This window comes from Erythrobacter sp. BLCC-B19 (genome assembly GCF_028621955.1).
GTDB lineage: Bacteria > Pseudomonadota > Alphaproteobacteria > Sphingomonadales > Sphingomonadaceae > Erythrobacter.
Map to the genome: position 1 here is coordinate 1935177 of NZ_CP117516.1, position 12485 is coordinate 1947661.

General features: G+C 66.1%; 11 protein-coding genes. 4 read left to right on the forward strand and 7 right to left on the reverse strand.

Translation table 11 applies throughout. The features are described from left to right. Window positions 1–2 precede the first annotated feature (2 nt). From PS060_RS09095 to PS060_RS09120, 6 genes are all read right to left on the reverse strand, one after another. On the reverse strand, window positions 3–176 hold the full coding sequence (locus PS060_RS09095; RefSeq protein ID WP_273982599.1) for a hypothetical protein: 174 nt from the start codon (window positions 174–176) through the stop codon (window positions 3–5). A gap of 82 nt (window positions 177–258) precedes the next feature. Further along, window positions 259–1095: a 2,3,4,5-tetrahydropyridine-2,6-dicarboxylate N-succinyltransferase gene (gene dapD, locus PS060_RS09100; RefSeq protein ID WP_273982600.1), complete on the reverse strand. Its 837-nt coding sequence runs from the start codon at window positions 1093–1095 to the stop codon at window positions 259–261. Window positions 1096–1213: 118 nt separating this feature from the next. Then, window positions 1214–2296 (reverse strand): phosphotransferase family protein, encoded by a 1083-nt coding sequence (locus PS060_RS09105; RefSeq protein WP_273982601.1) that lies wholly within the window; start codon window positions 2294–2296, stop codon window positions 1214–1216. Beyond that, window positions 2296–3384 (reverse strand): Zn-dependent alcohol dehydrogenase, encoded by a 1089-nt coding sequence (locus tag PS060_RS09110; protein ID WP_273982602.1) that lies wholly within the window; start codon window positions 3382–3384, stop codon window positions 2296–2298. Before PS060_RS09110 ends, PS060_RS09105 begins: the two co-directional genes overlap by 1 nt. 119 nt (window positions 3385–3503) lie before the next feature. Then, window positions 3504–4841 (reverse strand): acyl-CoA dehydrogenase family protein, encoded by a 1338-nt coding sequence (locus PS060_RS09115; protein WP_273982603.1) that lies wholly within the window; start codon window positions 4839–4841, stop codon window positions 3504–3506. A gap of 76 nt (window positions 4842–4917) precedes the next feature. Then, window positions 4918–6354 carry an MFS transporter gene (locus tag PS060_RS09120; protein WP_273982604.1) on the reverse strand — a complete coding sequence of 479 codons (1437 nt, stop codon included), beginning with the start codon at window positions 6352–6354 and terminating at the stop codon, window positions 4918–4920. Window positions 6355–6575: 221 nt separating this feature from the next. Between PS060_RS09120 and PS060_RS09125 the strand changes: the two genes are divergently transcribed. The 4 genes from PS060_RS09125 to PS060_RS09140 all read left to right on the forward strand — a co-directional run bounded on the left by PS060_RS09125 (window position 6576) and on the right by PS060_RS09140 (window position 10922). After that, window positions 6576–7769 carry an acyl-CoA dehydrogenase family protein gene (locus PS060_RS09125; protein WP_273982606.1) on the forward strand — a complete coding sequence of 398 codons (1194 nt, stop codon included), beginning with the start codon at window positions 6576–6578 and terminating at the stop codon, window positions 7767–7769. Between the two features lie 157 nt (window positions 7770–7926). Further along, complete coding sequence (locus tag PS060_RS09130) at window positions 7927–9066, forward strand: acyl-CoA dehydrogenase family protein (protein WP_273982607.1); 1140 nt, start codon at window positions 7927–7929, stop codon at window positions 9064–9066. A 107-nt stretch (window positions 9067–9173) separates the two neighbouring features. Then, a complete protein-coding gene (locus PS060_RS09135) occupies window positions 9174–9983 on the forward strand; it encodes an SDR family oxidoreductase (protein ID WP_273982609.1) in 810 nt (269 codons plus the stop codon). A 237-nt stretch (window positions 9984–10220) separates the two neighbouring features. Then, window positions 10221–10922 carry a Crp/Fnr family transcriptional regulator gene (locus PS060_RS09140; RefSeq protein ID WP_273982610.1) on the forward strand — a complete coding sequence of 234 codons (702 nt, stop codon included), beginning with the start codon at window positions 10221–10223 and terminating at the stop codon, window positions 10920–10922. 28 nt (window positions 10923–10950) lie between these two features. On the opposite strand, the gene PS060_RS09145 is transcribed toward PS060_RS09140, so the two are convergent. Then, window positions 10951–12414 carry a porin gene (locus PS060_RS09145; RefSeq protein WP_443112419.1) on the reverse strand — a complete coding sequence of 488 codons (1464 nt, stop codon included), beginning with the start codon at window positions 12412–12414 and terminating at the stop codon, window positions 10951–10953. Between the last annotated feature and the right edge of the window lie 71 nt (window positions 12415–12485).

A 12485-nucleotide genomic window follows, 5' to 3' on the forward strand; every position in this document is an offset into this window, starting at 1 on the left:
CATCAATGCGCGTGGGCGAGGGCCGGGATGATCCAGACAAGGCTCATCGCGATCACCGCAAGGCCGAGGCTGAAGCCCAGCACATAGCGCAGGCCGGTGTTGCTCACCGCACCGCGGGCGGCCTCGTCATTGATGCGGATGATGTCATTATTGTCGGCCATGTCGCCTTCTCCCATGCCTCGTTGACGTTACGGAACAAGTTTCCGTAACGTCAACCAACAGTCAAGGGGCGAGTTGGTTCCGGCGCTGTGCCGCGCGTCAGTCGCGCAGCAGCTCGTTGATCCCGGTCTTGGAGCGGGTCTGGGCGTCGACGGTCTTGACGATCACCGCGCAGTAGAGGCTGGGGCCGGGCGAGCCGTCGGGCAGGGGCTTGCCGGGCATGGAACCGGGGACGACCACGGCATAGGGCGGCACGGCGCCCATGTGAACCTCGCCGGTCGCGCGGTCGACGATCTTGGTCGAGGCGCCGAGATAGACGCCCATGGAAAGCACCGCGCCTTCGCCCACGCGCACGCCTTCGGCGACTTCCGCGCGCGCGCCAATGAAGGCGCCGTCGCCGATGATGACCGGCTCGGCCTGGAGCGGTTCGAGCACGCCGCCGATCCCCGCGCCGCCCGAAATGTGGACATTCGCCCCGATCTGCGCGCAGGAGCCGACGGTGGCCCAGGTGTCGATCATGGTGTTCTCGCCCACATAGGCACCGATATTGACGAAGGACGGCATGAGCACTGCGCCCTTCGAGATATGCGCGCCGCGACGGACGACTGCACCCGGCACCACGCGGAAGCCTGCGTCCTTGAAGCGGTTCTCGCCCCAACCGGCGAACTTCAGCGGCACCTTGTCATAGGCGGGCGCACCGGCAGCACCGCCATCCATCACGCGGTTGTCGTTGAGGCGGAAGCTGAGCAGCACGGCCTTCTTGAGCCACTGGTTGACCTGCCACCCGCCATTCCCGTCCGGCTCGGCGACGCGCGCCTCGCCGCTGTCGAGCAGCGCGAGCGCGTCGGCGACCTGATGGCGAACGTCGTGGCCGGGGCCGACTTCGCTGCGGTTCTCCCAGGCGGCTTCGATGGCGGCGATCAGGTCAGCACTCATGCAAGGGTCTCCGGCGCGCACAATAGCGTCCTCGCGCGCCTAGCCGCGCCGCGCGCTTGCGGCAAGCGGTGGCTGCAAGCTGCGGGCGGCATACGTAAGCCGCCCCGGCGCTTGCGGCCTATTCCGCCATCCCCGCGGCGATCGCGAACTGATAGGCCCGCTCTGCCAGCGGGCGCACCCTTTCGCTCATCGCCTGCGCGTGGGCGGAGGAGGCGGTGCCGTCGATCACGCGCTTCTTGATGCCCTGCATGATGCCTGCGAGGCGGAACAGGTTATAGGCGAAATACCAGTCCATCGGCGGCACGGGATAGCCGGTCTTGGCGACATAGCGCTCGACCGCTTCCTCGACGCTCGGGATGCCGAGCGCTGCAAGATCCAGCCCCAGCAGCCCCGCGCGTCCATCGGCGGGCTGGAACCAGTTGAGCATCAGATAGCTGAAATCGGCAATCGGATCGCCCAGCGTCGACAGCTCCCAATCGAGCACCGCGATCACGCGCGGTTCGGTCTTGTGGAAGATGACATTGTCGAGCCGGTAATCGCCGTGGACGACGCTGGAGCCGTGCTGCGGCGGGATCGTCTCGGGCAGCCATGCGATCAGCCGCTCCATCTCCGGCATGTGCTCGGTTTCGGAGAGCTTGTACTGCTTGGTCCAGCGGGTGATCTGGCGCGCGCAGTAATCATTGGGCTTGCCGAATTCGCCCATGCCGATCCCAACCGGATCGTTGAGGTGCAGGGCGGCCATGGTGTCGATCAGCGCGTTGTAATGCGCGCGGCGTTCCTCCGGGGTGAGGCCGGGCAGGGCGCCGTTCCACAGGCTGCGGCCATCGGCCATGCTCATCACGAAGAACTTGGAGCCGATCACCTCCACGTCTTCGCACAGGCCATAGGTGCGGGGCACGGGGAAGCCGGTGGGGTAGAGGCCGGTCATCGCCGCATATTCGCGGTCGACCGCGTGGGCGCTGGGCAGCAGCTTGCCGAAGGGCTGGCGGCGCAGCACGTAGGAGGCGCCCGGCGTGTCGATCCGGTAGGTCGGGTTCGACTGGCCGCCCTTGAACTTGGTGTAGCTGATCGGGCCGGCGAAGCCTTCGACGTTCGCCTCGAACCAGGCGGTGAGGCTGGCAAGGTCGAGCGCGTCCTTCTCGGTCACTTCGACCGTGCCGACCATTTCCTTGTCGAAATCGATTTGCGGAGCGTCAGTCATCAGTCGAACACCACAACCGTGCGCGCGGACGTGCCCTTGCGCATCGTATCAAAGCCCTCGTTCACCTGATCGAGCGTGATCCGCTCGGCGATGATCGTGTCGAGATCGAGGAGGCCCCGCAGGTAGAAATCGACCAGACGCGGCAGATCGACCGGGAAGTGGTTCATCCCCATGATCGCGCCCATCAGCTTCTTGCCGCCGAGCAAGTCCATCGCGCCGAGGCCGACCTTGCAATCGAGCGGCATCATGCCGAGGATCACGGCGGTGCCCCCGCGCCTGAGCGATGCGACCGCGAGATCGGCCGAGGCCTGCCGACCCACCGCCTCGATCCCCCAATGCACCCCGCCGCCGGAAATGGCGATGATCTGCTTGGCGGCATCTTCGGCCAGCGCATCGACGGTGTGGGTCGCGCCCAGCACTTCGGCGAGCGCGCGCTTTTCGGGCAGCGGGTCGGCGGCGATGATCTTGCCTGCGCCCGCGATTTTGGCGGCGTTGATCGCGGCAAGGCCCACCCCGCCGCAGCCGACCACCAGCACGGTCTCGCCGGGCGTCACCTTGCAGGCGTTGAAGATCGTCCCCGCGCCGGTCGTTACCGCGCAGCCGAGCAGCGCCGCACGGTCAAACGGCATCGCCTTGTCGATCGCGACGCAGGCGTGTTCGTGGATCAGCATCTGCTCGGACAGGGCCGAGAGGTTGAGCATCTGGTTGACCGGCGCGCCATCATCAAAGGCAATGCGCGACGCATCGCCCTTCATGCGGCGGGTATCGGCCCCCATGCACAGCGCCATGCGGCCGGTGACGCAGAACTCGCAGTGCCCGCAGAACGCCGAGAGGCACGAGACGACATGGTCGCCGGGCTTCACGGTCTTCACCTCGGAGCCGACCGCACGCACGATCCCCGCGGCCTCGTGCCCCGGAATACAGGGGAGCGCGTGGGGGTAGTGCCCGTCGATGAAGTGCAGATCGGAGTGGCACAGCCCGCAGGCCTTGGTGTCGATCAGGACTTCGTGCGGGCCCGGCTCGGCATAGGTGACCTCCTTGATGGTGAGGCCTTGGCCGGGGGCTTCGAGAATGGCGGCTTTTGCCATGAGCAAACTCCGTTCGCCCTGAGCCTGTCGAAGGGCCGTTCTTCCTTCGCGGCTCAGGTTCAAAAAGAAAAACGGTGCTTCGACAAGCTCAGCACGAACGGCAGTTTTTACTCAGGTGCTTACCGCGCCACGCCCATGTCGCCCGAGCTGAAGCTCTGGCCGTCATTGGCGGCGCGCCCGTGGTTGCCGCGCAGGGCGTTCGCCGTCGGCCCCGGAACCGGCGCGTGCTTGGCGAACTCCATGTGCGCGATCGAGCGGGCGTGGACTTCGTCCGGCCCGTCGGCAAGGCGCAGGGTGCGCTGGTGGGCATAGGCCTCTGCAAGGCCGTAGTCCGCCGAAACGCCGCCGCCGCCATGGGCCTGGATCGCATCGTCGATGATCTTGAGCGCCATCGTCGGCGCCTGCACCTTGATCATCGCGATTTCCTGCTTGGCTGCCTTGTTGCCGACCTTGTCCATCATGTCGGCGGCCTTGAGGCAGAGCAGGCGGGTCATGTCGATGTCGATACGGGCGCGCGCGACGCGCTCTTCCCAGACCGAGTGCTTGTAGACCGGCTTGCCGAAAGCCTCACGCTCCTGCAGGCGGCGGCACATCTTGGCGAGCGCCTCTTCGGCGACGCCGATGGTGCGCATGCAGTGGTGGATGCGGCCCGGCCCGAGGCGGCCCTGCGCGATCTCGAAGCCGCGGCCTTCGCCCAGCAGCATGTTCGAGACGGGAACGCGGACGTCCTTCATCTCGACTTCCATGTGGCCGTGCGGGGCGTCGTCATAGCCGAAGACGGGGAGGTGGCGGATGATGTTCACGCCGGGGCTGTCGATCGGCATCAGCACCATCGATTGTTGCGCATGGCGCTGCGCCGCAAAATCGGTCTTGCCCATCACGATCGCGACCTTGCAGCGCGGATCGCCGAGGCCCGAGGACCACCACTTGCGCCCGTTGATCACATAGTGATCGCCGTCACGCTCGATCCGGGTCTCGATGTTGGTGGCGTCCGAGGAGGCGGTGTAGGGCTCGGTCATCAGGAAGGCCGAGCGGATCTCGCCGTTCATCAGCGGACGCAGCCACTCTTCCTTCTGCTCGCGCGTGCCATAGCGGTGGAACACCTCCATGTTGCCGGTATCGGGCGCGGAGCAGTTGAACACCTCGCTCGCCCAGCCGATGCGGCCCATTTCCTCGGCGCAGAGCGCATATTCGAGGTTGGTGAGGCCCGGACCTTCGAAATCGAAGGTGTCGTCGACATGGTGGTGGCTGTCATTGCGCGGGGGCATGAACAGGTTCCAGATGCCGGCCGCCTTGGCCTTGGCCTTGGTCTCCTCGACGATCGGGATCACCTTCCAGCGATCACCCTCGGCGTCCTGCGCCTTGTAGACATGATGATTGGGGCGCACGTGCGTCTCGATGAAATCGCGCACGCGGTCACGCCAATAGGCCTGCCTTTCGGTGGGTTCAAAATCCATGGGGGGTTCCTCTCGTCCTCAATTGCAATCGACTCTTGGGGTAACCGTGGCAGAGCCTCCCGCCACAGCCAAGCTCTCATTTCTGCGCGAACTCGCCTGCCGTTACGGCACGCTCGCGCGCGGTGCGAGCGGCGAGGCGGGCCTCGTGATCGGCGCGGCTGATCGGGAAGCGGGCGAGCCAGAAGGCCGCCCACAGTGTCAGCGCAGCTGCCACCACCATGTAGGCAATCGCCAGATGGCGCACCACATCGGGCGCGACATCGGCCTGCGCCGTGCCGGGGGCAAGGCCGACCACCTCGACGATCAGGCTGGTCAGCAGAATGCCGCCGCCGGTGGCCGATTTGGTCACCAGCCAGTTGCCCGCATAGAACGTCCCCTCGGCGCGCTTGCCGGTGCGTTCCTCGAAGGCCTCGACGATCTCGGCGACCATCGAGGTGGCGGAAATGATGGTGATGACCCCGGCGGTGTTGGCGACGACCATGAAACCCATGAACAGCGCGGTGGACAGCACCGATCCGGTTTGCGGCCACAGTCCGAGGAGGAACAGCGCGTAGGGCGTGCCGGCAATCGCCAGTGTCGCCAGCGATCCGCCCGCGCCGCTCAACGGCTTGCCGAACCGGCGGTGCAGCGGGCCGACGAGCACGAACATCAGCACCACCGAAAGCCCCAGCACCGCCGGATAGAGTTTGAACGCGGTCTCGCTGAACTGCCAGACATAGCGGGTGACATAGAGCGTGATCGACAGCGACAGCCCGGTGCTGACATGCGCCGCCAGCGCGCCGGCGGCAAAGATCACGAAGGCCCGTTCACGGAACGCCTCGAAGATCTCGCCGAACGCCTTGGCCAGCGAGAAGGGCGGCGGGGCCGTATCGGGCAGGCGTGCGACATAGGGGTGCTGCCCCGCGGCAGAGCCGATCACGGACACCAGCATCGCGACCGCGCCGACCATCCCGAACAGGGCATAGCCATCGGGTTGCAACTGCGATTCCGGGGTCGGCAGGAACACGGTGAAGGCCAGCACCGACATGGTCAGCCCGCCGATCCAGCCCGACAGATAGCGGTAGCGGAACAGCGTCGTGCGCTCGACATAGTCGCCCGTGAGTTCGGGCACCATGCTGATCGAGGGCACTTCGCAGGCCGACAGCAGCAGCCGCACGCCCACCGCCAGCGCGAGGATCTCCCAATAGCTTGGCACCCCCACGAAGGGCGGCGACCACAGCACCACCCACATCAGCGCCAGCGGCAGCGGGGCCAGGTAGAGCCACGGCAGGCGGCGGCCCCAGCGGGTATAGGTGCGATCCGAGAGGTGCCCGATCAGCGGATCGGCCAGCGCATCAATCACCAGCGCGGTTGCCAGTGCCGCGCCGACGATCCCGGCATCCACGCCCAGAACAAGATTGTAGAACGGCAGCAGGAAGAACGAAAAGCCGCCGTCCTTCACCCCGAAGGCGACCGCACCGAACCCGTGCATCAGCTTGAGCCGCCACGGCAGCGGCCCCGTCGTCATGCTCATCCGTGCCTGTCCTCGTGGTCAGGCAAACCGCCGAATCCGGCCAAATTCTCTCTCCCGCATTGGGTTTCGTTCCTAGACCGATTGCGCGGGCCGTCAATCGCGCTTGCCCTTACGCTACGGCATGGTGCCCGAAATGACAGGCATACGATGGACGCTTGCAGGCTCGCAAAAAATGCCGCTAACGTAAGCGTCAAGTGAGAGACGAGAGAGGAGAGTCGGTCATGGCCGATCTTGAACAATTCCGTGACGAAACCCGCAGCTGGCTCGAAGCCAACTGCCCGCCCGAAATGCGCGAGCCGGTGCGCGGCGAGGACGACATCTACTGGGGCGGCCGCCGCGCGACCTTCAAGAACGATGCCCAGAAGGCGTGGCTCGAAGCCTGTGTCGCCAAGGGCTACACCGTGCCGATGTGGCCCAAGGAATACGGCGGCGCTGGCCTTTCCGCACCGGAAGCCAAGGTGCTGCGCGAGGAAATGGGCAAGATCGGCGCCCGCCCGCCGCTCTCCAGCTTCGGCATCTGGATGCTCGGCCCGGCGCTGCTGCATTTCGGCACCGAGGGCCAGAAGCAGCGCTTCCTCAATGAAATCGCGCGCGGCGAAATCCGCTGGTGCCAGGGCTACTCCGAACCCGGCTCGGGCAGCGACCTCGTTTCGCTCCAGACCTTCGGCGAGGACAAGGGCGATCACTGGGTCGTCAACGGCCAGAAGATCTGGACCTCCTACGCCGATCACGCCGACTGGATCTTCTGCCTTGTCCGCACCGACAAGGAGAACAAGTATGGCGGCATTACCTTCATGCTGTTCGACATGGCGAGCGAAGGCGTCACCACCAAGCCGATCAAGCTGATCAGCGGCTCCTCGCCCTTCTGCGAGACCTTCTTCGACAATGTCGCCGTGCCCAAGTCCTATGGCGATGACGTGCCGGCCTATGTGGGCACCATCAACCGCGGCTGGGACGTTGCCAAGTATCTCCTCGGCCACGAGCGCGAGATGATCTCGGGTGCGGACGGCGGCGAGCGTCAGGCGGCAATTGGCGCGGCGATGAAGCGCCATGCTTCCAAGACCGGCGACGAAATCGACCCCGTCCTGCGCGCCGAACTGGCGCAGTTCGATGTCGACGCGCTGGCCTATGCCGCGATGGGCGAGAAGTTCCTCGACGAGATCAAGGTCGGCAAGGCGCACCCCGCGCAGCCGAACATGATGAAATATGCCGGGACGGAGCTCAACAAGCGTCGCCACGAGCTGGTGATGGCGGTCGGCGGCTCGCGCTCGCTTGAGTGGGAAAGCGAGGCCACCGAAAGCGGCAAGCCCGCCAAGAACTGGCTGCGCACCAAGGCCAACTCGATCGAGGGCGGCACCAGCGAAGTGATGCTCAACGTCATCGCCAAGCGCATCCTCGACCTGCCGGGGGCTTGAACATCAACTCCCCTCCCGCTTGCGGGAGGGGTCGGGGGTGGGCAAGTGCGACCGCTCGCAGGCCCACCCCGCTGCGACTAGCCAGCAAGCTGGCAAGTCTCGCTACCCCTCCCGCAGGCGGGAGGGGGGATTTGAATTTCCGGGAGAGGGAAAACCAATGCCCCTGTATCATAACGAAGATCAGGCGATGCTCGCCGACACCGCCGCCGGTTTCATGGCCGAGGAAGGCAATATCGCCAAGCAGCTGCGCCACTGGCGCGACCGCAATTGCAAGGACGGCTTCGGTCATGCCCTGTGGAAGCAGATGGCCGAAATGGGCTTTACCGGGATGCTGGTTGAAGAAGCCGACGGCGGGCTCGGCATGGGCCATGTCGAGGCCGGGATCGTGCTCGAAGAGATCGGCCGCAACCTCACGCCCTCGCCGTTCCTCACCTCGTCCGTGCTGGCCGCGACGGCGCTGAAGCACGGCTCGGCGGATTTGAAGGGCCGCTACCTGCCGGGGCTGATCGCGGGTGACAGCGTGTTCGCCGTCGCCATCGACGAGACCGCCAAGCACCGCCCCAGCCGCATCACCACCCGCGCCGAGAAGTCGGGCAACGGGTTCAAGCTCAGCGGCGCCAAGAGCTTCGTCATTCACGGCTCCAGCGCCGACATGCTGGTGGTCGCCGCGCGCACATCCGGCGCGGACGATGATGCCGACGGGATCACGCTCTTCGCTGTCCCCAAGGACGCTGCGGGCATGAGCCATGATGCGGTGCGGTTGGTCGACAGCTCGATGGCCACCCACACCAGGTTCGACGGCGTGGAGCTGGACGGCGATGCCGTGATTGGCGAGATCGACGGCGGGCGAGCCGTGCTCGATGCGATGCTGCTGGCTGGCCGGGTGGGCGCTGCGGCGGAAGGGGTCGGCGTCGCCCGGGGCGCGATGGACATGACGGTCGATTACCTCAAGCAGCGCAAGCAGTTCGGGCGTCTGATCGGCGAGTTTCAGGCGCTCCAGCACCGCGCCAGCCACCTCTATTCCGAAGTCGAGATCGCCCGCGCCGCGACCATCAAGGCGCAGCAACTGCTCGACGGCGGCAGCGCGCACGCCGAACTGATGGCGAGCGTCGCCAAGGCCAAGGTCGCCAAGACCGCGCGGCTGGCGGTGCAGGAAGGCGTGCAGATGCACGGCGGCATCGGCATGACCGACGAATATGACATCGGCCTCTACATGAAGCGCGAACGCGCGCTGGCCGAGTTCCTCGGCGACGCCAACTTCCACGCCAACCGCGTGGCGGAATTGAGCGGGTATTGAGCCAACATCGTCTCCCCGGACTTGATCCGGGGCCCCGCTTCCTTCTCGCGGCGGGGAATAAGTGAGCGGGATCCCGGGTCAAGCCCGGGAAGACGGAGAGATTTATAATGGACATTCAATCACTTTTCAGCCTCGAAGGGCGCATCGCGCTCGTCACCGGCGGGTCGCGGGGCATCGGCAAGATGTTCGTCGAGGGGCTCCTCGCCGCGGGCTGCGCGCGCGTTTACATCTCGGCGCGCAAGGCCGATCAGATGCAGGCGACCATTGATGAATTCGGCGCGGATCGCGTCATCGGCATCCCCGCCGACCTCAGCCAGATGGACGGCATGATCGCCCTCGCCAATGAACTGAAGGCGCGCGAGAGCCGGCTCGATATCCTCATCAACAACGCGGGCGCCGCCTGGGGCCAGCCCTATCTCGAATTCTCCGAGGCCGGCTGGCACCGGACGATGGACCTCAACGTCAAGACCCCGTTCTTCCTCACTCAGAAGCTCCACGACCTGCTGGTCGAAGGCGGCAAGCAGGGGCATCCGGCCAAGGTGATCCATGTCTCCTCGATCGATGGCCAGCGGATCAACCCGTGGGAGACCTACGCCTATCAGGCATCGAAGGCGGGCGTGATCCAGCTGACCCGACGCATGGCCGCGCGGCTCATTCAGGACAATATCGTCGTCACCTCGATCGCGCCCGGCGCCTTCCCGTCCGAGATGAACCGCGCCGCCAAGGACGCGCCTGACGCATCGGCCAGCGGTATCCCCGCCAAGCGCATCGGCACAGCGGAAGACATGGCGGCAGCCGCAATCTACCTGTGCAGCCGCGCGGGCGATTATGTCGTGGGCGAGACGCTGACGGTCGATGGCGGCGTGGTCAACGCCCACCTGCCGAGCCATTTCGCCGATCCCTCGGGCGGGCACTGATCGCGCGGCTTTGGCCTGCGCCCAAAAAAATGGCCCACATCCCCTTTGGAAGATGTGGGCCAAGAGGGTGGAGGGTAGCATTCCCTCCACCGGGTCGCGAATCCCCTATCGCGCAAAGCCCCGGCACCGTCTGTGATGGCCATCACGGATTTCGATGCGGGCGCGGCTTAGTCTGCGATCTGTCAGCCGATGCGGCGGGCCATGGCGGCCCCGGCGTGCGGCGCTATCATGGGGGCCATGATGAACACGCTCGACGACCTCATCGCCAGACTTGCGCCCGATACGCTGCTGCGCGCACTCGCTCCCGATCAGCTCGAACGGCTGCTGCGCGAGGCGACCCGGCGCGAATTGCGTCCGGGTGAGACGATCATCTCGCAAGGGGACGAGGTCGGCGATTTTGCGGTCGTGGTGCTGACCGGGGGGCTCAAGATCACCATGGTCAGCGCCAGCGGACACGAGATCATCCTGAACTATTGCGGCCCCGGCGAGCTGGTCGGCGAAATCGCGATGCTCGATTCCGGCCCGCGCACCGCCTCCGTGACCGCCGCCGTGCCTTCAAGCGTGCTGCTGCTGCCCTCGCACACCTTCCTTGCCGCCGCGACCGCCAATCCCGAATCCGCTGCCGGCGTGATGCGCGAGCTGGCGCGGCGGGTGCGCCAGCTCAATCTGGTGATCGAAAGCGACCGCACCTTCTCGATGGCCCCGCGGCTCGCACGCGCCTTGCTGCGGCTGGTCGATCCGGCGCGCGACGACGGCCGGTTGCGCTACGATCCCAACCAGAGCGATCTGGGCGCCTTTGCCGGCCTTGCGCGCGAGAATGTCAGCCGCCTGATCTCGGAATGGGAAGCGCAAGGCATCGTCGCGCGTGAAGGCCGCGCGCTCAAGGTGGTCAACCTTGCGTTCCTGCAAACCCTCGCCGAGTTCGGCGACGACGCGTAATCAATCGGCCTGCCTCAGTAGTTCCACGTCAGTAGTTCCATTGGGCCTGCACGCGCAGGATCTGCCCTTCGGCCTGACCCAGACGCCGCTCGTCGGCTTCCTTGCGCTTGGCAAAGCCATAGGTGGTGGTGATCTCCAGCGCCGGATCGAGCTGGAATTCGAAGCCCAGTTCCAGCTCTTCGGTCTCCAGCCTGGGCGCATTGATCGCGCCCTTGAACCCGCCGCGGTAATATTGCCAGCGGGCGAAGGGATAGAACGGGCCGATCGGCGATTCGTCGATCTTGCCCATCAGCTGGACATAGCCGCCGTTGTTGGGCCGTTCCTCGATCCGGCCGCTGGCGGGGACGAATTCGGGGCCGGTGCCCCAGTTCCATTCCGCCTGCACGCCGAAGGGCTGGGGGTAGAGAATCGCGTGGATGTTCACGCGGTCGTCCTTGAAGCTGGTCGCGCTGAGGCCGCCGGTGCGCACTTCGGGGCGGATGCGGTTGCGCATGAATGACCCGCCCACTTCGAACACTTGGCCCTCGAGCCCGATGCCATCGAGTTCGAACGGCCAGGTCGCAAGGCCGGTCAGCATGACATCGTCATTGGCCTCGGTGCGATTGAGCCCCTGCCCGTTGAACGCGCCAAAGCCGAAGGCGCCGTAATTGCCGAAAAGCTTCTGCCCATCCTTGGCGAGCCGGTCCCAGATCGCCTGCACATGGGCCGGGGTGTAATAGGCGACGATGCCGATATCACGCTCGCCCGGCGCGGCGGAGTTGATCGCGTCGGTACGGTCAAGCGCGAGGCGGTTGGAGGAGGACTGCATATTCTCCCAGCCATAGGGCACCTTCGACTGGCCGAGCCGGATGCGGAAGGACTTGTCATCGAACGGGAAGACGTCGGCATACATATCGCGCAAGGATACCGTGCCCTCGCGCCGCTCGCCCGCCGACTGGTTGGAAACGGCAGCGGCAAAATCGGGCTGGAAGTAGAGCGAGACGTGATCGTTGAGGTCGCCTTGCAGCACGAGGCGCATCCGGCGGAAGCTGAAATTGTTGTCGGGCCGCACCTCGCCATCGCCGATGGTGCGCAGGCGCGAGACCCCGGCGGGCGCGTTGGCATCGCCCGAGACGATCTGGTTGAAGCGCATCTGGGTGTAGCCGCGCAGGCGCAGGCGTTCGTACCATGCCTTGGACTTGGGCGGCGGCGGGGTGGCGGCAGCAAGCCGCGGATCGCCCGCGGGCGCGGTGGCGGGGGCGGGCTGGGCGATGCTCGTCACGGCAAGCGGCGCGGCAGGGGCGGGCGCTGCCGCCATAGTGGCGGGGGCGGGAGCTGGGCCGCGCGCCGGATCGCTCTGGGCTGCCTGAAGCGCCGTCACCATCGCCTTCAATTCGTCGATCTGGCGCTGGAGATCGGCGATGGTCTGCGCCTGATCGGCGGCGGCAGGGGCAGCGCCCGCGCCGCTCTGGGCGAAGGCGGCGTGGCTTGGCACCAGCAGGCTGCTCGCCATCAGCAGGGCGGAAAGGGTCGGGGTGCAAAGGCGTGACATGGGCCGGAAATCTCGCATTATGCCCATGTAGC

What these genes read in the sequence shown, in the direction of transcription:
- PS060_RS09095 (WP_273982599.1), bottom strand. Translation starts at nt 176, where the DNA reads ATGGGAGAAGGCGACATGGCCGACAATAATGACATCATCCGCATCAAT.
- dapD (WP_273982600.1), bottom strand. Translation starts at nt 1,095, where the DNA reads ATGAGTGCTGACCTGATCGCCGCCATCGAAGCCGCCTGGGAGAACCGC.
- PS060_RS09105 (WP_273982601.1), bottom strand. Translation starts at nt 2,296, where the DNA reads ATGACTGACGCTCCGCAAATCGATTTCGACAAGGAAATGGTCGGCACG.
- PS060_RS09110 (WP_273982602.1), bottom strand. Translation starts at nt 3,384, where the DNA reads ATGGCAAAAGCCGCCATTCTCGAAGCCCCCGGCCAAGGCCTCACCATC.
- PS060_RS09115 (WP_273982603.1), bottom strand. Translation starts at nt 4,841, where the DNA reads ATGGATTTTGAACCCACCGAAAGGCAGGCCTATTGGCGTGACCGCGTG.
- PS060_RS09120 (WP_273982604.1), bottom strand. Translation starts at nt 6,354, where the DNA reads ATGAGCATGACGACGGGGCCGCTGCCGTGGCGGCTCAAGCTGATGCAC.
- PS060_RS09125 (WP_273982606.1), top strand. Translation starts at nt 6,576, where the DNA reads ATGGCCGATCTTGAACAATTCCGTGACGAAACCCGCAGCTGGCTCGAA.
- PS060_RS09130 (WP_273982607.1), top strand. Translation starts at nt 7,927, where the DNA reads ATGCCCCTGTATCATAACGAAGATCAGGCGATGCTCGCCGACACCGCC.
- PS060_RS09135 (WP_273982609.1), top strand. Translation starts at nt 9,174, where the DNA reads ATGGACATTCAATCACTTTTCAGCCTCGAAGGGCGCATCGCGCTCGTC.
- PS060_RS09140 (WP_273982610.1), top strand. Translation starts at nt 10,221, where the DNA reads ATGATGAACACGCTCGACGACCTCATCGCCAGACTTGCGCCCGATACG.
- PS060_RS09145 (WP_443112419.1), bottom strand. Translation starts at nt 12,414, where the DNA reads ATGGCGAGCAGCCTGCTGGTGCCAAGCCACGCCGCCTTCGCCCAGAGC.